The 19,649-nt window shown below is 63.3% G+C and carries 15 protein-coding genes and 2 pseudogenes; 8 read left to right on the top strand and 9 right to left on the bottom strand.

Annotated elements, in window-relative coordinates; genetic code table 11:
• Positions 1–254: 254 nt before the first annotated feature.
• The 4 genes from ACO77H_RS22890 to ACO77H_RS22875 are packed head-to-tail and all read right to left on the bottom strand — an operon-like array spanning position 255 to position 6,554.
• The gene (locus tag ACO77H_RS22890; protein ID WP_432754609.1) at positions 255–1,619 is read right to left on the bottom strand and encodes a heavy metal sensor histidine kinase; all 1,365 of its coding nucleotides are present in this window, start codon (positions 1,617–1,619) and stop codon (positions 255–257) included.
• Positions 1,609–2,286 (bottom strand): heavy metal response regulator transcription factor, encoded by a 678-nt coding sequence (locus tag ACO77H_RS22885; protein WP_169956339.1) that lies wholly within the window; start codon positions 2,284–2,286, stop codon positions 1,609–1,611. Before ACO77H_RS22885 ends, ACO77H_RS22890 begins: the two co-directional genes overlap by 11 nt.
• Before the next feature lie 9 nt (positions 2,287–2,295).
• Positions 2,296–5,391 (bottom strand): multidrug efflux RND transporter permease subunit, encoded by a 3,096-nt coding sequence (locus ACO77H_RS22880; protein ID WP_432754608.1) that lies wholly within the window; start codon positions 5,389–5,391, stop codon positions 2,296–2,298.
• Positions 5,388–6,554: an efflux RND transporter periplasmic adaptor subunit gene (locus tag ACO77H_RS22875; protein WP_432754607.1), complete on the bottom strand. Its 1,167-nt coding sequence runs from the start codon at positions 6,552–6,554 to the stop codon at positions 5,388–5,390. The genes ACO77H_RS22880 and ACO77H_RS22875 overlap by 4 nt, the downstream gene beginning before the upstream one ends.
• Positions 6,555–6,769: 215 nt before the next feature.
• On the opposite strand from ACO77H_RS22875, the gene ACO77H_RS22870 reads away from it, so the two are divergent.
• The 4 genes and pseudogenes from ACO77H_RS22870 to ACO77H_RS22855 all read left to right on the top strand — a co-directional run.
• Positions 6,770–7,003, top strand: coding sequence for a hypothetical protein (locus ACO77H_RS22870; protein ID WP_432754606.1), 234 nt, complete (start codon positions 6,770–6,772; stop codon positions 7,001–7,003).
• Positions 7,004–7,141: 138 nt separating this feature from the next.
• Entirely contained in the window at positions 7,142–8,350 is a 1,209-nt protein-coding gene (locus ACO77H_RS22865) for a transporter substrate-binding domain-containing protein (RefSeq protein ID WP_432754605.1), read from the top strand.
• 97 nt (positions 8,351–8,447) lie between these two features.
• Positions 8,448–8,729, top strand: a pseudogene (locus ACO77H_RS22860) (PAS domain-containing protein); the annotation flags it as partial.
• Positions 8,730–9,029: 300 nt separating this feature from the next.
• Positions 9,030–10,022 (top strand): annotated as a pseudogene (locus ACO77H_RS22855) (methyl-accepting chemotaxis protein); the annotation flags it as partial.
• A gap of 71 nt (positions 10,023–10,093) precedes the next feature.
• Here the strand turns inward: ACO77H_RS22855 and ACO77H_RS22850 are convergent.
• The 5 genes from ACO77H_RS22850 to ACO77H_RS22830 all read right to left on the bottom strand — a co-directional run bounded on the left by ACO77H_RS22850 (position 10,094) and on the right by ACO77H_RS22830 (position 14,612).
• Positions 10,094–10,837 carry a YkgJ family cysteine cluster protein gene (locus tag ACO77H_RS22850; protein WP_169956329.1) on the bottom strand — a complete coding sequence of 248 codons (744 nt, stop codon included), beginning with the start codon at positions 10,835–10,837 and terminating at the stop codon, positions 10,094–10,096.
• Between the two features lie 108 nt (positions 10,838–10,945).
• Positions 10,946–11,428 carry a GNAT family N-acetyltransferase gene (locus tag ACO77H_RS22845; protein ID WP_432754604.1) on the bottom strand — a complete coding sequence of 161 codons (483 nt, stop codon included), beginning with the start codon at positions 11,426–11,428 and terminating at the stop codon, positions 10,946–10,948.
• A gap of 3 nt (positions 11,429–11,431) precedes the next feature.
• Complete coding sequence (locus ACO77H_RS22840) at positions 11,432–12,334, bottom strand: chemotaxis protein CheV (RefSeq protein WP_057438202.1); 903 nt, start codon at positions 12,332–12,334, stop codon at positions 11,432–11,434.
• Between the two features lie 98 nt (positions 12,335–12,432).
• Positions 12,433–13,407, bottom strand: coding sequence for a 2-hydroxyacid dehydrogenase (locus ACO77H_RS22835; protein ID WP_170041766.1), 975 nt, complete (start codon positions 13,405–13,407; stop codon positions 12,433–12,435).
• Between the two features lie 236 nt (positions 13,408–13,643).
• Complete coding sequence (locus ACO77H_RS22830) at positions 13,644–14,612, bottom strand: LysR family transcriptional regulator (RefSeq protein ID WP_169954563.1); 969 nt, start codon at positions 14,610–14,612, stop codon at positions 13,644–13,646.
• A 181-nt stretch (positions 14,613–14,793) separates the two neighbouring features.
• Between ACO77H_RS22830 and ACO77H_RS22825 the strand changes: the two genes are divergently transcribed.
• From ACO77H_RS22825 to ACO77H_RS22810, 4 genes are read left to right on the top strand one after another with little or no spacing between them, the layout of a single operon-like run.
• Positions 14,794–16,305 (top strand): efflux transporter outer membrane subunit, encoded by a 1,512-nt coding sequence (locus ACO77H_RS22825; RefSeq protein WP_432754603.1) that lies wholly within the window; start codon positions 14,794–14,796, stop codon positions 16,303–16,305.
• An 11-nt stretch (positions 16,306–16,316) separates the two neighbouring features.
• Positions 16,317–18,500, top strand: coding sequence for an FUSC family protein (locus tag ACO77H_RS22820; RefSeq protein WP_432754602.1), 2,184 nt, complete (start codon positions 16,317–16,319; stop codon positions 18,498–18,500).
• Positions 18,490–18,690: a DUF1656 domain-containing protein gene (locus ACO77H_RS22815; protein ID WP_029297878.1), complete on the top strand. Its 201-nt coding sequence runs from the start codon at positions 18,490–18,492 to the stop codon at positions 18,688–18,690. Before ACO77H_RS22820 ends, ACO77H_RS22815 begins: the two co-directional genes overlap by 11 nt.
• 10 nt (positions 18,691–18,700) lie before the next feature.
• Positions 18,701–19,561 carry an efflux RND transporter periplasmic adaptor subunit gene (locus ACO77H_RS22810; protein ID WP_170041768.1) on the top strand — a complete coding sequence of 287 codons (861 nt, stop codon included), beginning with the start codon at positions 18,701–18,703 and terminating at the stop codon, positions 19,559–19,561.
• Positions 19,562–19,649: the final 88 nt, after the last annotated feature.

Here is a 19,649-nt window from a genome sequence, read left to right as displayed (position 1 = left end):
ATAAGTCGAGGGAAATGGCAGGGCGGGTCGGCTGTCTTTGCCGTCTCGCTCGTCGATGCGACATATTGGCGCAGGCGAGCGGTACGGTACAGAGTGTAACAAGATAATGACTGTTGCCCAAACCGCAACAGTCAAGACAGCGAAGATCAACTGTAGGAGCCGGCTTGCCGGCGATAGCAGTGGATTAGTGATGAATAAGTCGACTGACTGGCCGCCATCGCCGGCAAGCCGGCTCCTACAGTAGGCCGAGGTGTTTATACGGGCAGGCTGATGCCAAACGTATTGCCCCCGTGCTCACTGCGCACAAACACATCCCCGCCATGCATCAACGCAATTGCCTTGACGATCGCCAGCCCCAACCCATGATTGGCCCCGCTGTTGCTGCGCGAGGCGTCGACGCGGTAGAAGCGCTCGAACAAGCGGGGCAGGTGCTCGTTGGCAATCAGCTCACCTGGATTGGTCACGCCAATCAGCACCTGTTGCTCCTGCGCTTCAATCCGCACCTCGATCACCTGCCCCGGCGAGGTGTGCTGCACGGCATTGTTCAGCAGGTTGATCAGGGCCCGGCGCAAATGGGCTTTTTCGATCCGGACCAAGGCATCGCCGTCCACCGTGACCTGCACCTGGGCGTCTTCGAGGATGAAATCCAGGTAGTCGAGGGTGGTCGCCACCTCATCGGCCAGGGAGCTTTCGATCAGCTTGGTGGCCTTGCTGCCCTGGTCGGCGCTGGCCAGGAACAGCATGTCATTGATGATCGAGCGCAGGCGCTCCAACTCTTCCAGGTTCGATTGCAGCACTTCGAAGTAATGTTCGGCCGAGCGGCCACGGGTCAGCGCAACCTGGGTCTGGCCGATCAGGTTGGTCAGCGGCGAGCGCAGTTCGTGGGCTACGTCGGCATTAAAGGATTCCAGGCGCGAGTACGCGGTTTCCACGCGCTCCAGGGTCGAGTTGAAGGAGTTGACGAACTGCTTGAGCTCCGGCGGCAACGGTGACAACTGCAAGCGCCCGGACAGTTTTGGCGGTGCCAGTTTTTGCGCTTCGTCCGAGAGTTTGATCAAAGGCTTGAGACCGATGCGCGCGACCCAAAAGCCCAGCAGCGAAGCCAGCACCACGCCGACAAACGCCAGGCTGATCAACGCCATCAGCAGATGGTGCTGGGTGGCGCGGAAGTTGGCGGTGTCGATGGCGATCATAAAGCGCAGCGGCGGGCGCTGGTCTTTGGCCGGGAACTGGCTGACCAGCACCTTGAACGGATACGCATGCCCCGGCAGGTACAAATCACGCTTGCCCGTGGGGCCGGCGGCGAATTCGCGGATGCGTGCGTCCGGGTTGCCGTATTCGTAGGTCGGGTCACTGCTCACCACCCAGAAACGAATCCGTGTGTCCTCTTCCCCCAGCAGCTTGAGTTTGCTGGTCATCTTCACCCAGTGATCCGGCGTGCCGAAACGCGTGATCGACGACTCCAGCACACTGTAGCGCGCATCCAGCTCGGCCCCCGGCAACAAGCCCAGGCCACGGTCCACCTGCTGGTACAGCGCGCCGCCGATCAGCAGGAAAATCACCAGCGCGACCAGGGTGAACATGCCGCTCAGGCGCAGGGCAATCGAGTTACTCGACACTGCGGTTCTCCAGCACATAGCCCATGCCACGAATAGTGTGCAGCAGCTTGTGTTCGAAGGGCCCATCGAGCTTGGCCCGCAGGCGCTTGATCGCCACTTCGACCACATTGGCATCGCTGTCGAAATTGATGTCCCAGACCATTTCTGCAATCGCCGTCTTGGACAGGATCTCGCCCTGGCGCCGGGCCAGGACGCTGAGCAGCGAGAACTCCTTGGCGGTCAGGTCCAGGCGCAGGCCGGCGCGGCTGGCCTTGCGGCTGATCAGGTCGATCCACAGGTCGGCGATGGTCACCTGCACCGGTTCATGCCCGCCGCTGCGGCGGGTCAGGGCTTGCAGGCGTGCCACCAGTTCGAGGAAGGAAAACGGCTTGCCCAGGTAATCGTCGGCCCCTTCGCGCAGGCCACGAATGCGGTCTTCCACACGCTCGCGGGCGGTGAGCATGATCACCGGGGTCTGCTTGCGTGCCCGCAGTGCGCGCAGCACGCCAAAACCGTCGAGGCCGGGCAGCATCACATCGAGCACGATCACCGCGTAGTCGCTCTCCAGGGCCAGGTGCAGGCCCTCGATGCCGTCGCGGGCCACGTCCACGGTGTAGCCTTGTTCCGTCAGCCCGCGATGCAGGTAGTCGGCGGTTTTTTCTTCGTCTTCAATAATCAGGACGCGCATGACCCCGCCTCAATGTGTGGTCGCCAGCCCAGGGGCCGGTGTGGGTCTATGGAAAAGTTTCTCAAGGTACAAGTATATGACCGGCGTGGTGAACAGGGTCAGCGCCTGGCTCACCAGCAACCCGCCGACCACCGCGATCCCCAACGGCTGGCGCAATTCCGCGCCGGGACCTGCGCCGAGCATCAGCGGCACCGCGCCCAGCAGGGCGGCGAGGGTGGTCATGATGATCGGCCGAAAGCGCGTGATACAGGCCTCGTAAATCGCATCGCCAGGCGCCAGCCCGCGAACGCGCTGCGCCTCCAGGGCAAAGTCGATCATCAGGATGCCGTTTTTCTTGACGATGCCGATCAACAGCACCAACCCGATCAACGCCATGATCGAAAAGTCCTGGCCCAGCAGCCACAGCATGATCAACGCACCCAGGCCGGCAGAGGGCAGGGTCGAGATGATGGTCAGCGGGTGCACGAAACTCTCATACAGCACGCCGAGGATGATATAGACCGCCACCAGCGCCGCGAGGATCAGCCACGGCTGGCTGGCCAATGAACTCTGGAACGCCTGGGCCGCGCCCTGGAAATTGCCGATGATGGTGCTCGGCATGCCGATCTCGTTCTTCGCCTGGTCAAGCATGATCACCGCGTCACCCAGGGCCACGCCCGGCGCCAGGTTGAACGACAGGTTGGCCGCCGGGAACATGCCGTCATGGCTGATGGACAACGGCCCGACCGTCGGCGGATCGACCTTGGCCAGCGCCGACAGCGGCACCATCTCGCCGCTCAGGGGCGAGCGCAGGTAGAAGTAGTTCAGGCTCTCGGCCTTGCCCCGTTGCTGGCTGTCCAGTTCCAGCACCACCTGGTACTGGTTGGTCTCGGTCTGGAACTCATTGACCTGGCGTTGGCCGAACGCATCGTACAGCGCCTGGTCGACATCGGTGGCGGTCAGGCCGAAACGCGCGGCGGCTTGGCGGTCGATGCTGATGTGGGTGATGCTGCCGCCCAGTTGCAGGTCGTTGGACAGGTCGCGAAAGGCCGGGTTGGCGCGCAGTTTTTCGGTGATGCGCTGGGTCCAGGTGTTCAGGGTCGCACCATCGTTGCTCTTGAGCACGTACTGGTACTGGCTGCGGCTGGGTCCGGAGCTGAGGTTGATGTCCTGGCCGGCGCGCAGGTACAGCACGATCCCCGGGACCTGGGCCAGTTTGGCGCGGATCCGGTCGATAAACTGGCTGGCGGACACGTCGCGATCACCGCGATCTTTCAAGGCAATCCAGAAGCGGCCGTTGGCAATGGTCTGGTTGCTGCCAGTCACGCCCACCGAGTGAGAAAAGTTTTCCACCGCCGGGTCAGCCTTGATGATCTCGGCCAGGGCCTGGTGCTTGGCCACCATATCCGGGTAGGACACATCGGCTGCCGCCTCGCTGGTGCCAAGAATGAAACCGGTGTCTTGTACCGGGAAAAACCCCTTGGGGATAAACACGTAGCCGGCCACGGCCAGGCCCAGGGTCACGACGAAGATACCGAGCATCGTGCGTGGATGGGCCAGCGCCCGGCGCAGGTTCCTCGCGTACCCGGCCAGCAGGCGTTCGCCAAACCCTGGCTTGTCATGGGGGTGGTGGGTCGGGGCGCGCATAAACTGCCCGGCCAGCATCGGCGCCAGGGTCAGGGACACCACCACCGAAATCAGGATGGTCGAGGTCGCGGTCAAGGCAAATTCCTTGAACAGGCGCCCGACCACGCCGCCCATGAACAGCAACGGGATAAACGCCGCCACCAGCGAGAAGCTGATGGACACCACGGTAAAACCGATCTCGCCGGCGCCCTTGATCGCTGCTTCACGCTTGTCCAGGCCGGCCTCAAGGTGACGGTGGATGTTCTCCACCACCACAATCGCGTCGTCCACCACAAACCCCACGGCAATCACGATGGCCACCAGGGTCAGGTTGTTCAAGCTGAAACCCATCACGTACATCAAGGCAAAACTGGCGACCAGCGAAACCCCGAGCACACTGGAGACAATCAGGGTCGCCGACCACTGGCGCAGGAACAGCGCCATCACCGCCACCACCAGCAACACCGCGATCAACAAGGTGATTTCCACTTCATGCAGCGAGGCACGAATGGTCTTGGTGCGATCCGACAACGAGCTGACGTCCACCGACGCCGGCAGCATCGCCTGCAAGCGCGGCAGCTCGGCCTGGATGCGGTCCACGGTGTCGACGATATTGGCCCCCGGCTGACGGAAAATCACCAGGTTGACCCCCGGCGTATCACCGGACCAGGCTTGCACGTAGGCGTTTTCCGAACCGTTGATCACCCGTGCCACGTCGCGCAACTGCACCGGCGCGCCGTCCTTGTAGGAAACAATCAGGTCGCCGTATTCCTCGGGGTGGAACAGTTGGTCGTTGGTCGACAGCGTCGACACGCTATCGCGCCCATACAGCGCGCCCTTGGCCAGGTTCAGGCTCGATTGCTGGAGGACCAGGCGGATGTCGGCCAGGGTCAGACCGATGGCGGCGAGTTTGTCCGGCGAGGCCTGCACGCGAATCGCCGGGCGTTGCTGGCCGGTGATGCTGATCTGGCCGACCCCGTCGATCTGGCTGATCTGCCGGGCCAGCAGGGTTTCCACGTAGTCGCTCAGTTCGGTGCCGGGCATATTGTTGGAGCTGATACTGAGGATCAGCACCGGGCTGTCCGCCGGGTTGACCTTGCGCCACGTCGGCAGGTTGGGCATATCGCTGGGCAACTTGCCGGCTGCGGTGTTGATCGCCGCCTGTACTTCCTGGGCGGCGGTATCGATGCTCTTGTCGAGAGTAAATTGCAGGGTCAGGAGGCTGGAGCCCAGGGCGCTGCTTGAGGTCATCTGGGTCATGCCGGGGATGGCGCTGAATTGCACTTCCAGGGGCGTTGCCACCGAGGACGCCATGGTATCGGGACTGGCGCCGGGCAGTTGGGCGGTGACCTGGATTGTCGGGAACTCCGCCTCCGGCAAGGGCGCGACGGGCAGGCGCGGAAAGGCGATCAAGCCCAGCAGCACCAGGGCAAAGGTCAGCAGCAGGGTCGCGACCGGATGGTCGACGCACCACGCCGATACCGAGCCACGGCCCTTCATGGCTGGGCCTGCGCTTGGGCGGTCTGGATCACTTGCGGCGGCTCCTTGAGCACCTCCACCTGGGCGCCGGCCTTGAGGCGTGACTGGCCGTCGCTGACCAGCACATCACCGGCCTGCACGCCGGTGACAATCGTCAATGCGCTGTTCTGATAGGCCACGTGCACCGGTACCACGTCCACCTTGTCGCCATTGAGGCGGTACACGAAATGCGAGTCCATGCCGCGCTGGACCACGGTCGGCGGCACCACCAGGGCGGCCTTGTCGAGGGCGGTCTGAATCTTCACCGTGACCAGTTGCCCCGGCCACAGCGTTTGCGTGGCATTGCTGAACTCGGCCTTGGCGCGGATGGTACCGGTGGTGGCGCTGATCTGGTTATCGATCAGGCTCAGGCGGCCTTCACCGAGCAGCACCGCCGCCGGGCTATCGGTGTCGGCGCCGAGGAAGGCATCGACACTGGCCGGGTGCTGCGCGGCGATCAGGCCTTGCAGGGTCGGCAGCATCTGTTGCGGCAGGGAAAACTCCACGGCGATCGGGTCGATCTGCGTCACCGAGAACAGGCCTTGGGCATCGCTGGTACGCAGGAAGTTGCCTTCATCCACATTGCGAATCCCCACCCGACCGCTGACGGGGGAGCGAATCTGCGTGTAGGAAAGCTGGACCTGAGCTGCATCAATCGCCGCCTGGTTGCCCTGGGCGGTGGCCTTGAGCTGGTTGACCAGGGCTTGCTGCTGGTCGTAAGTCTGCTTCGACACGCCGTCGTCGATGCTCAACTCCTTGTAGCGCTTGAGATTGACCTGCGCCACCTGCAGCTGCGCCTGGCTTTCGCTCAGTTGGGCCTTGGCCTGGTCGAGGCTGGCGCGGATCGCCCGGTCATCGATGCTTGCCAGCAGGTCACCGGTTTTTACCAATTGCCCTTCCTTTACCAGCAGTTTGGTGAGGATGCCGTCGACCTGCGGGCGAATTACCACACTGTGCAGCGACAGCACCGAGCCGATGCCGCTGACAAATCGCGGGATGTCCTGCTGCGTGACGCTGACCACCCGCACCGGGATCGCAGTCGAGGCAGACAGCTTAGTCTTGGCCGGCCGGGTCGAGACCCAGGCCACGACCGCCAGGGCCACGACGGCGAGCACAATCAAGGTGGTTTTGCGTTGAATGTGCATGGGCTCGCGGCGTCCGGACAGAGAATGGGAAGAGTGGAGGTTCTTTATAGCCTGCAAACCCGGTCAGCAAAGTGACCGTTAACTGACAGCGCTGTCAGCAAAGGTCGACCATTCGTACAGGCGGTGGTTAAAGATCCAGGGCGCGCAGGTATACTGCGCGCCAGTGTGGCCCGCAAGTCGGGCCCGCGTCATTTTTTGCACGCCCCGGAGCTTCCATGAATTCCCCGACACAACCGCCTGTTGAAAGCGCCGAACTCGCTGATCCAGACTGCCTCGACAGTGAAGCCAAACCGGTGATCCCGGCCTTCAAGTTCCCTTTCAAACCGGGTGAACTGGCCGGGGCGAAAGACAGCAATCAGCCGTGGTACAAAAACGGCGCGAAGAACGGCCACACCAAGACCCCCGGCATGGCGCCGCCGGGCACTCGTCGTTCGATGGGCAAACGCTGACTGCCTACAGCTCTTGCTGACTTTTCGCCTTGTCGGCCCATGACCTTTTCTTGAAAGCTTTCTCGATTCCCCTTCGCCGCGTCTGGCTGGCAGAAGTACCGGTTGAGGGAGCGGGTCTTTCAAGAAAGGGACTTCTTCATGGCTTTGGCAAAGATCTTCGTTTTATCCGTTGGGTCGCTGCTGTCGGGTGGTTTGTTTATAGGCGCAGCGACAGCTGCTGCAGCGCGCAGCGAAATCCGCTTCGCAATCTCCCCACTGTTTCCCCCCTATGAAAGCCGCGATGCCCAAGGCCAGTTGGTAGGCCTGAACATCGAGTTGGGCAATGCCCTGTGCGCCCAGCTCGACGCCCGTTGCACCTGGGTCGACCAGATTTTCACCCTTAGCATCGACGCCCTGGAAAGCCGGCGTTTCGATGCAATCATGGGCATGGCTTCAACCCCTCAGCGCCGGCAGTTGATCGACTTTACCGACGACCTGTACCCCCTCACCACACACCTGGTAGCCCGCAAGTATTCCGGCCTGCTGCCCACGGTGCGTGCCCTCAAGGGCAAGCGCGTGGGAGTACTTACCGGCAGCAATCGCGAAGCGTTTGCCCTGGCGCAATGGGCGCCGGCGGGCGTGATCATCAAGAGTTTCTGGCTCAACGATCAGTTGATCCGCAGCCTGGTGGCCGGTGATATCGACGCGACGCTGCAAGGCACCGCCGAAATCCGCCAGGAGCTGCTCGACACCGAGCAGGGGCAGCCATTTGATTTTGTCGGCCGGCCGGTCACCGGCCAACAGATGGGCACCGCCGTGGCCATCGGTGTGCGCAAGTCCGACCCGCAATTGCGCGGTGACCTCAACCGGGCGCTGGAGCAGCTCAAGCAGAGCGGCGAGCACCAGCGCATTCTCCAGCGCTATCTGCAGGAGGAGCCCGAGACGGCAGCGGCGCCGGAGGGCGACGGACCACACTTTTACCCCACTGAAATTGCGCTGCCTTTTTCCGAGGCAGTACGGGTTGGCAACACGCTGTACATTTCCAATATTGCGGGGCTGGATGTTCGCGGCAACCCGGTGAAGGGTGGCACTGGCGCGCAGATGAAGCAGGTGATGAAGACCCTGCACGACCTGTTGGAGCGTCATCATTCCTCGTTGGACCGGGTGGTCAAGTGCACCTTGATGCTGGCCGACCTGGATGACCTGGCCCTGGTCAACGAGGTGTACCTGGGCTACTTCGACCGTAGCCGGTTGCCCGCCCGCAGCGTACTGGCGGTGCGCCGCTTACCGCGCAGCGCGCGGGTGGCGCTGGAGTGCGTGGCCCTGATCGAGGAGTACCGCGAGCCGGAGGCAGCGGTGCCCAACTAAATGCGTGGAACATGAGCTGGATCAGTATTTGCTCAACCGGTGCGCTTAGAGTCGGTGCCCCTGCCGACTCCCTCAATAACCCCCGAGCGCGCTTTCCATGAAGATCAATCTCCCGGTCACGGGTCGAAGTGTGGACATTGCCCCAGACGCCAACATCCTTTCGACCACTGACTTAGGCAGTTCGATTACCTACGCCAACCAGGACTTTATCGACGTCAGCGGCTACAACCGCGAGGAATTGCTGGGCGCGCCACATAACCTGCTGCGTCACCCGGACATGCCGTCGGCGGCCTTTGCCCATATGTGGCAGACCCTCAAAAGCGGCCGGTCGTGGATGGGCATGGTGAAAAATCGCTGCAAGAACGGCGATCACTATTGGGTCAGCGCCTATGCCTCGCCGGTCACGCGCGACGGTGTCGCGGTGGAATACCAGTCGGTACGCACCAAGCCCGATGCGCGGCGGATGATGGCGGCGGAGCGCGCTTACGCCCGCCTGCGCGCGGGTAGTCGGCGCTTGCGGCCAGTGCTGGAGATGCCCATGAAGTTGTCGCTGGTCACCGGTGCAACCTGCGCCCTGACCTGGGGAGTGGGGGCCGGGTTGGCGAGCTACTCGTGGGCCTTGCAGGTGCTGGGCCTGGCTGCGGTGGGCGCAGCGGGGGTATTGGGTATCAACCTGTTGTTGCGCCCCTTGAGGCAATTGAGCGAGCGGGCCCGGCAGATTGCCGATAACCCCGTCAGCCAGGCGATCTACACCGGGCGTGCCGATGAGCTGGGGCAAATCGAATTTGCCATGCAGATGCTCGAAGCCCAGGTGGGCGCGGTGGTCGGCCGGATTGGCGATGCGTCGCAGCGTTTATCCGGGCACGCCGCCGCCCTGGTCCAGCAACTGGACAGCAGTCACGCCAGCACCCTGGGCCAGCAGACCCAGACCGACCAGGTGGCCACCGCGATCCAGGAGATGGCGGCCAGCGTGGCGCAAGTCGCCAACCATGCCCAGCAAGCCTCGAAAGCGGCCGACCAGGCCGGCAGCGAGACCCGCGAAGGCCATCAGCGGGTGGACGAAAGCCGTGATGCGGTGCTGCGCCTGTCCCAGGAGCTGGCCAGGGCCACCAGTGTGATCCATCAATTGGAAAGCCACAGCGGGGATATCTCCAGCGTACTGGAGGTGATCCGGGCGATTGCCGAGCAGACCAACCTGCTGGCCCTCAACGCGGCCATCGAGGCGGCGCGGGCGGGCGAGCAGGGCCGTGGCTTTGCGGTGGTGGCAGATGAAGTCCGCGGCCTGGCCCAGCGCACCCAGCAATCGACCAATGAAATCCAGCGCATGATCAGTACCCTGCAGGGCGGCGCCCGCGATGCGGTGATGGCGATGGAGCAAAGCAGCCAGCACGTCGAAGTCAGCGTCGAGCATGCCCAGCGCGCGGCGTCGGCCCTGGATGGCATCAGCCAGCGGGTCAACCAGATCACCGCTATGAGCGTGCAGATTGCCACGGCGGTGGAGGAACAGAGCGCGGTGAGCGAGGACATCAATCGCAATATTGTCGGCATTCGCGATGCTGGCGAGGCCACCGTCAGCGCCGGCCAACAGAGCCAGCTCAGCTCGGGCGACGTAGCGGCCCTGGCGGAGGACCTGCGGCGGCTGGCTGAAGAGTTCTGGGGCAAACGCCGCTAATCTTCGCAACCGACTTGCCGGCAATGGCGATTTCGCGCACGCCATCGCCGGCAAGCCGGCTCCCAAAAGGTTCAGGCAGCGCGCAGCGAGATAAACGCATAGTTGGCCGGCACTTCGGTGGCGATCTGCGCCCCGGCATCCAGCAACTGTTCGGCAATGTCCATCCCGGACACATGAAACACCCACTCATTGGCCATGGTCGGTTGCTCCACCGCCAGCGCTATGGCCTGGGCAAAGGCGCCCATGTCCGGCAGGTACGCGGTAAAACCATCGCCCTTGAGCGCCGTGGTGCGAATCCCCAGCAGGGCGCACACCGCCTCCTTGGTCTGTACATCGTCACGGTCGGCCTGGCGTGAGCGGTGGATCAGCTCGGCCAGTTCCCGGTCCATCAGCTCGCCGCCGACGATCAGCGCCGGGCCCTGTTCCCAGGATTGCGGCGGGCAATCCTTGGCGGCCGGGTTCAGCGGGATATGCGGATTGATCTCCATCGGGTAGATACGACAGACCAGCGGCCGCCGTTCATAGATGCCGCAGCGGTTGTCTTCGTCAAGATTCCGGCAGCGCCCGGCGTTGTAGGCGGCAAAGGTGATCGCCACGAACGCCTGGGTATTGCCGCTGGGCACCACCACCGAACGCCGTTCGGCATGCTCGCGTTGTTGCACAGGCAGGCCCAGGCCATTGCCCAGGAAACCTTCCACCAGCACGATGACATTGCCGCCGTCCGCCGCCCACTGGCGGGCTTCGTCGAGGGTCAGGGGTACATGATGGTCGGTGCAGCATTTACCGCAACCAACGCAGGAAAAATGGGTATTCATGGAGGATCTGCTACCAGGCCAGGTCAGAGGGCTCTCTTGAACGGTGACGGGTTTTTACCTCTATCCGCCGTTCAGAGACTCTGGAAGCAAGTTATGCGCCAGTGCCGCTCAGCCCTCGCTGACCACGTCGCGCAGCACAAACACCATGCCGGCACTTTCATACAACTGGCGTGCGCGCAGATTGCTCTCCAGCACCTTGAGGTCCACATAGGGTTCGCCGCGCTGCTTGAACACCTGGAAGCTGTGCAGCAACAAGGCGCGACCCAGCCCCTGGCCCTGGGCGCAGGGGTGGACGCTGAGGTGATGGATAAAGGCACTGGTCCAGCATTGGGCCACGCCAAGAATGCCCTCGGCGTTACTTGCTACCAGGCACAGCGTGGGGTCGAACTCTGCGTCGCTGAGAAATTGCTGCTGCCAGGCCTCCAGGTTGGCCACGCGGCCACCGCCCTGTTCCTGGGTCATGCGCAATACCGCATGGATCGCCGGGGCCAGTGCAGGGCGGTAATGATCCAGGTGGGTGCCGGCTGGCCACTGCGGTGCAGGCAGGCTGCCGGTGAGGTCGCGGCGTAGCAGTTGGTAATACGCTGTCACTATTTACAGGCCTTTTTGCGCCACGGTCTGGGCGGCGACCACCAGGCATTTGGTCAGCTCGGGTGACGAGAACTTCGTCAGTACCGAGTCGGCACCCGCCAGGCGGGCTTTTTCGCTGTTCATCGCGCTGTCCAGGGAAGTGTGCAACAGCACGTAGAGATCCTGGAAGTCCGGGGTTTCGCGCAGGGTGCGGGTGAGGGCGTAGCCGTCCATTTCCGACATTTCGATGTCAGACACCACCACATTGATCTGCCCGGCGCTGCCTTGCAGTTCCAGCAGCACGTCGATGGCCTCTTTGGCGCTACGTGCGGTGTGGCAGGTCAGGCCGAGGTTGCGCAGGGTGTGCACCGATTGCTGCAGGGCCACCTGGCTGTCGTCCACCACCAGGATGCGTGCATGGCCGAGCACTTCGGCTTCTTCCATGGTCAGGTCAGTCGGCGCCACTTCAATCTGCGCGGGGGCGATGGCGTGGATGACTTTTTCGATGTCCAGCACCTGCACCAGCACCCCATCCACCTGGGTCACGCCGGTGATAAACGAGCGCGTGCCGCCAGAGCCAAAGGGCGGCGGACGGATATCGGTGGTCAGGCAATGCACGATCCGGCTCACCGCCTGCACATGCAGGCCCTGCTTGGAACGGCTGACATCGGTGACAATCAGGCAACCGCCGTCGGGGTCTTGCAGGGGCATCTCGCCCAGCGCGCGGCTGAGGTCGATCACCGACAAGGCCGCGCCACGCAGGGTGGCGATGCCTTTGACGTGCGGGTGGGACTCCGGCAGCTTGGTCAGCGGCGGGCAGGGAATGATTTCGCTGACTTTCAGCAGGTTGATGGCCATCAGCTTGCCGCTGCGCAAGGTAAAGAGCAGAAGCGAGAGTGAATCTGCGCGGGCTTTGGTGGTGGACATAAAAACCTTCTGTGGATCAGCGATAACAATCTATAGCGGGTTATCGACGTTCGCGCCAAAAACTGTAGGGGCTGGCTGGCCGGCTCCTACAATGCCGATCAGCCTTTCCACACCTGCGGGTTCACCAGGTCCTGCGGGCGCTGGCCCAGCAGTGCGCTGCGCAGGTTGTCCAGGGCACGGTTGGCCATGGCTTCACGGGTTTCATGGGTGGCCGAACCGATATGCGGCAAGGTCACCGCATTGCTCAGTTGGAACAGCGGCGACTCGGCCAGGGGCTCGCGCTCATACACATCCAGCCCGGCGCCGCGAATGCGCTGGGTTTGCAGGGCTTCGATCAGCGCGGGTTCGTCTACCACCGGGCCACGGGAGATGTTCACCAGGATTGCACTGGATTTCATCAGGGCCAATTCGCGATGGCTGATCAGGTGCTTGGTCTTTTCACTCAACGGCACCACCAGGCACACGAAATCTGCCTCGGCCAGCAACTGGTCCAGGCTGCGCAACTGCGCGCCCAGCTCTTGTTCCAGCGCGGTCTTGCGGCTGTTGCCGCTGTAGATAATCGGCATGTTGAAGCCCAGGCGCCCACGGCGGGCGATGGCTGCGCCGATATTGCCCATGCCGACGATGCCCAGGGTCTTGCCATGTACATCACAGCCAAACAACGGCGCGCCGACGCTGGCTTTCCACTGCCCGGCCTTGGTCCAGGCGTCCAGCTCGGCCACACGGCGGGCGCTGCTCATCAGCAGGGCAAAGGCCAGGTCGGCGGTGCTTTCGGTCAACACATCGGGGGTGTTGGTGAGCATGATCCCGCGTTCGTTGAAGTAGTCCACGTCGTAGTTGTCGTAACCCACAGAGACGCTGGACACCACTTGCAGCTTGTTCGCCCCTTCGAGCTGCGCCCGGCCCAGCTTGCGGCCGACGCCGATCAGGCCGTGGGCGTGGGGCAGGGCTTCATTGAACTGCGCGTTGATATCGCCCTGCTTGGGGTTGGGGACGATGACCTCGAAGTCCTGTTGCAGGCGTTCGATCATCTGGGGGGTGACACGGCTGAAGGCGAGGACAGTCTTTTTCATCGCAAGTGAGGCTCATCGACGGGGAAGAATGCCAAGCACGCTAACATTCCTGCCCACACTTGTCAGGACACCGCATCACCAATGTGGGAGCGGGCTTGTCGGGTCGCCGCATCGCCGCGATAGCGGTGTGTCAGGCACTACATCTGGCACTGATATACCGCTATCGCGGCGATGCGGCGACCCGACAAGCCCGCTCCCACAGGGGATCTCCAATAGTTGGGAGTCCGTTTTCTAAATCAGCTACCCAGCCGCACCCCACCCAAACTGCCGCTCAACTCATACGCCGCGAGTTCCGCCTGGTGCGCCGCCAGGATCTCCGGCAGCGAGCCGCGCAGGTACTCCACCCAGGTCTTGATCTTCGCATCCAGGTACTGGCGCGACGGGTAGATGGCGTACAGGTTCAGCTCCTGGGAGCGATACGTCGGCATCATCCGCACCAGGGTGCCGTTGCGCAGGCCCTCGATGGCCGCGTACACCGGCAGCAGGCCGACGCCCATGCCGCTGATGATCGCGGTCTTCATCGCATCGGCGGAGTTCACCAGGAACGGCGAGCTGTTGATGCTCACGCTTTCCTGGCCGTCCGGGCCGTTGAAGGCCCATTTGTCCAACTGGATCACCGGGCTGACCAGGCGCAGGCAGGCATGGTTGAGCAGGTCACTGGGCCGCTGCGCGCAACCATTGGCTTTAACGTAGGCCGGCGAGGCACAGACGATGCTGTAGGTGATCCCCAGGCGCTGGGAGACAAACCCCGAGTCCGGCAGCTCGCTGGCGAGCACGATGGACACGTCATAACCCTCGTCCAGCAGGTCTGGCACGCGGTTGGCCAGGGTCAGGTCGAAGGTCACGTCGGGGTGGGTGCGGCGATAGCGGGCAATCGCATCAATCACGAAATGCTGGCCGATGCCGGTCATGGTATGCACTTTGAGCTGCCCGGCGGGGCGCGCGTGGGCGTCGCTGGCCTCGGCCTCGGCTTCCTCGACATAGGCGAGGATTTGCTCGCAGCGTAATAAATAGCGCTTGCCGGCCTCGGTCAAGGCGATGCGGCGGGTGGTGCGGTTGAGCAAGCGGGTTTGCAGATGGGCCTCCAGATTGGAGACCGCGCGCGAGACGTTGGCCGTGGTGGTGTCCAGTTGTACGGCGGCGGCGGTGAAGCTGCCGGCCTCGGCGACACAACTGAAGGCGCGCATGTTTTGCAAAGTGTCCATGGGGTGCTCTCAAGGGAGATGACAAATTGTGACAGAAAGTTACGACTACCAGTGATCCCTACCAATGGATTATCGCCTGAACGGTAACAAAGATTCACAGGAATCCCACCTTATCGCCATTCCCCGCGCCCCCTAGAATTGCCGCACCGTCCCCGCACCACCACCTCAGGAATTCGCAGCAGTGCCGCGTCGCATCAGCAGAGAGCTGAAGACTCTCAGTGTTTGGGCTTTATCGTTAGCAATCAGCGGCTGCATCGGAACCGGAGGGATTGCCCCCCAAGGCAAGCACCTCGCCGCCAATACCCTGGCCACCGACGACGCGATCCAGAGCGCCGCCCGGGATGCCCACTGGCCGACCAGCCAGTGGTGGCAGGCCTATGGCGACCCGCAACTCGACCGTTGGATCGATCTTGCCGTACAAGGCAGCCCAAGCATCGCCGAAGCCGCCGCCCGGGTGCGTGAAGCGCGGGCCATGGCGGGGTTGGCCGAGTCGGCCGAGGCCGTGCAGATCAACGGCGACGCCACCCTCAAGCGCCACAACTGGCCCAGCGATCAGTTCTACGGCCCCGGTAAACTGGACAATTCCACCACTTGGGACAACAACGCTGCCCTGGGCCTGAGCTACGCCCTCGACCTGTGGGGCCGCGAGCGCAATGCCAGCGAGCGCGCCCTCGACCTGGCGCATCGGAGTGTCGCCCAGGCGCGCCAGGCCCAGTTGGAGCTGCAGAACAACGTGGTGCGCGCCTATATCCAGCTGTCGCTGCATTACGCCCAGCGCGATATCGTCGCCGCCACCCTGGCCCAGCAACAGCAGATCCTCGACCTGGCGCAAAAGCGCCTGGAGGGTGGGATCGGCACGCACTTTGAAGTCAGCCAGGCCCAGACGCCGTTGCCCGAAACCCATCGGCAACTGGACGCCCTCGACGAAGAAATCGCCCTGACCCGCAACCAGCTGGCCGCCCTGGCCGGCAAGGGCCCGGGGGAGGGTGCGAGATTGCAGCGGCCAACCCTGGCTCTCGGCGCACCATTGAAATTGCCCTCGGCACTGCCCGCGCAATTGCTCGGCCAGCGCCCGGACGTGGTTGCCAGCCGCTGGCAAGTCGCGGCCCAGGCCCGGGGCATCGACGTGGCCCACGCCGGCTTCTATCCCAATGTCGACCTGGTGGGCAGCCTCGGCTACGTCGCCACCGGCGGCGGCATGCTGGAGTTTCTCGCCGGCAAGAAGCTCAACTACAGCGTCGGCCCGGCGATCACCCTGCCGATCTTCGACGGTGGCCGCCTGCGTGCGCAATTGGGCGCGGCCAGCGCCGGCTACGACATTGCCGTGGCCCGCTACAACCAGACCCTGGTCAATGCGCTCAAGGGCATCAGCGACCAACTGATCCGCCGTGAATCCATGGCCAAGCAGCAAACCTTCGCCGCCGAGTCGGTGGCCTCGGCGCAGAAAACCTATGACATCGCCATGATCGCCTACCAGCGCGGGCTGACCGATTACCTCAATGTGCTCAATGCCCAGACCCTGCTGTTTCGCCAGCAACAGGTCGAGCAACAGGTCCAGGCCGCGCGCTTGAGCGCCCATGCCGAACTGGTGACCGCCCTGGGCGGCGGCCTTGGCGCGGGCAACGATGGGCCGGCACCCGATAAGACACTCCCGAGCAAGACCCCGGCGGCCTTGGCCGTGTTCGATCACTGATCAGGTTGCCCATGACTCCCTTGCCTGCACCGCTGCGTTGGCTGCATTCCCTGGAATGGCGCCGTGGCTTTTTCGACTGGGCGCGCAGTGACGGCGTGACCTGGGTGTATATCTTCAAAGTACTGATCGCCGCGTTCCTCACCCTGTGGCTGGCCATGCGCCTGGAACTGCCGCAACCGCGTACCGCGATGATCACCGTGTTTATCGTGATGCAACCGCAAAGCGGCCAGGTGTTTGCCAAGAGTTTCTACCGCTTCCTCGGCACCCTGGCGGGGTCGGCGGTGATGGTGTTGCTGATCGCCCTGTTTGCGCAAAACACCGAGCTGTTCCTTGGCGCGCTGGCGATCTGGGTTGGCGTGTGTACGGCCGGTGCCACCCGTAACCGTAACTTTCGCGCCTATGGTTTTGTGCTGGCCGGGTATACGGCGGCGATGGTCGGCCTGCCGGCGCTCGCCCACCCCGACGGCGCCTTTATGGCGGCGGTCTGGCGGGTGCTGGAAATCTCCCTGGGGATTTTGTGTGCGACCCTGGTCAGTGCCGCGATCCTGCCGCAAACCAGCAGCGCGGCGATGCGCAACGCCTTGTACCAGCGCTTCGGCACCTTTGCGTTGTTTGTCACCGATGGCCTGCGCGGGCGCAGCCAGCGTGAAGGTTTTGAAAGCAGCAACGTGCGCTTTATCGCCGAAGCCGTGGGCCTGGAAGGGCTGCGCAGCGTCACCGTATTCGAAGACCCGCATATGCGTCGGCGCAATGGCCGGCTCAGCCGCTTGAACAGCGAATTCATGGGCATCACCACCCGGTTCAACGCCCTGCACCAGTTGCTTGAGCGCCTGCGCAGCGATGCCGCCGACCATGTGGTGGCCGCGATCAAGCCCGGCCTGCAGGACCTGGCCGAGTTGCTCGATGGCTTCAGCGGGCGCGCCTTGACCAGCCCCGATGCTGCGCGCCTGGTGAGCCAACTGACGGCCTACAAGGAGAGCCTGCCGGCCAAGGTCCGCAGCCTGCGGGCGATGTTCCAGGAGAGCAGCCCCAGCGATGCCGAGCAGTTGGATTTCCACACCGCTTATGAGCTGCTGTACCGCTTTGTCGATGACCTGCACAACTACGCGCAGACCCACGCCTCCCTGGCCGAGCACAGCCACGAACGCGAGCATTGGGACGAGCCCTACACCCCGAAAACCAACTGGCTGGCCTGCGCTGCCTCGGGGATTCGCGCGTCATTCATTCTGCTGGTACTGGGCAGTTACTGGGTGGCCACGGCCTGGCCCAGCGGCGCGACCATGACCTTGATTGCCGCGGCCACCGTGGGCCTGTCGGCCGCCACGCCAAACCCCAAGCGCATGGCCTTCCAGATGGCCTGTGGGACCTTGATCGGCGCGCTGGTGGGGTTTGTCGAAATGTTCTTCGTGTTTCCCTGGATCGACGGCTTTCCCTTGCTCTGCGTGATGCTCGCCCCGGTAATTGTGCTCGGCGCGTTCCTCTCGTCGCGCCCGCAATACGCCGGGGTTGGCCTTGGCTTGTTGATTTTCTTCAGCACCGGTTCGGTGCCGGATAACCTGACGATCTACAACCCCTACACCTTTATCAACGACTACATCGCCATGATCATCGGCATGCTGGTGTGTGCAGCGGCCGGGGCGATCATCCTGCCGCCCAACAGCCCGTGGCTGTGGCGCCGCCTGGAGCGCGACCTGCGCGAGCAAGTGGTATATGCCATCAGCGGCAAGCTCAAGGGCCTGGCCTCGGGTTTTGAAAGCCGCACCCGCGACCTGCTGCACCAGGCGTACGGCCTGGCCGCCGGCCAGCCGCAGGTGCAACGCAACCTGTTGCGCTGGATGTTCGTGGTGCTGGAGGTCGGCCACGCGATCATTGAGTTGCGCAAGGAACAGGCAATCCTGCCGGTGCACCCGGCCTATGCCCAATCCCAGCCCTGGCGCCAGGCAATCCGGGTGATGGGGCGCTCGCTGGTGCGGCTGTTTTTGCAACCGAGCCAGAGCAACCTGGAGCGCGCGCTGGTGGCGGTCGATCACGCCATCAGCCGCGTGCAGGCCACCGACGAACCCTTCGCCCCCCACTTCGATACCTCGGCCCTGCGCCGGGTGAAAAGCTACCTGCACTTTATCCGCACCTCCCTGCTGGACCCGCAATCGCCCCTGGCTGCCTTCAAGCCTTCCGGAGTCGCCCATGCCTCGTGAAATCGCGTTCCACGGCATCTACATGCCGACCATGACCCTGATGTTCTTCATCGCCGCGGGACTGGCCTGGGCCCTGGATCGGTTCCTGGCGGGCTTTGACCTGTACCGTTTTTTCTGGCACCCGGCGCTGCTGCGCCTGAGCCTGTTCACCTGTCTTTTCGGCGCCATGGCGCTGACCGTCTACCGTTGAGAATGCCCCGATGAAAAAGTTTTTCAGCCTGCTCGCAACCCTGCTGGTGTTGGCCCTGGCGATCTGGATTGGCCGTACCCTATGGGTCCATTACATGCAGACCCCATGGACCCGCGATGGCCGGGTGCGCGCCGATATCATCAACGTGGCCGCGGATGTCACCGGCGAAGTGGTGGACGTGCCGGTGCGTGACAACCAGTTGGTGAAAAAGGGCGACCTACTGATGCAGATCGACCCCGAGCACTACCGCATCGCGGTCAAGCAGGCGCAATCTTTGGTTGCCTCACGCAAAGCCACCTGGGAGATGCGCAAGGTCAACGCCCACCGCCGCGCCGACCTCGACGCCCTGGTGATCTCCAAAGAGAACCGCGACGACGCCAGCAACATCGCCGACTCGGCCCTGGCCGACTACCAACATGCCCTGGCGCAACTGGAAGCGGCAGAGCTGAATTTGAAACGCACGCAAGTGCTGGCGGCCGTAGACGGCTATGTCACCAACCTCAACGTGCATCGCGGCGACTACGCGCGCATTGGCGAAGCCAAGATGGCCGTAGTCGATATGAACTCGTTCTGGGTCTACGGCTTCTTCGAAGAAACCAAGCTGCCCCATGTGAAGGTCGGTGATAAAGCCGACATGCAACTGATGAGCGGCGAGACCCTCAAGGGCCACGTAGAAAGCATCTCCCGTGGCATCTACGATCGCGACAACCCCGAGAGCCGCGAACTGATCGCCGACGTGAACCCGACCTTCAACTGGGTACGCCTGGCCCAGCGAGTGCCGGTGCGCATTCATATTGATGAAGTGCCGCAGGGTGTGTTGTTGGCGGCGGGGATCACCTGCACGGTGATCGTCAACCAGGCACAACACTAAACTTGTAGGCGTTGGCTTGCCGGCGATAGCGGCCTGTCAGCCATCCACCAGTTGACTGACACACCGTTATCGCCGGCAAGCCGGCTCC

The organism is Pseudomonas sp. WMBT8 (assembly GCF_050916005.1).
Taxonomy (GTDB): domain Bacteria; phylum Pseudomonadota; class Gammaproteobacteria; order Pseudomonadales; family Pseudomonadaceae; genus Aquipseudomonas.
Note: the sequence above shows the minus strand (reverse complement) of the source record. Positions and strands in the feature narration are given on the sequence as shown.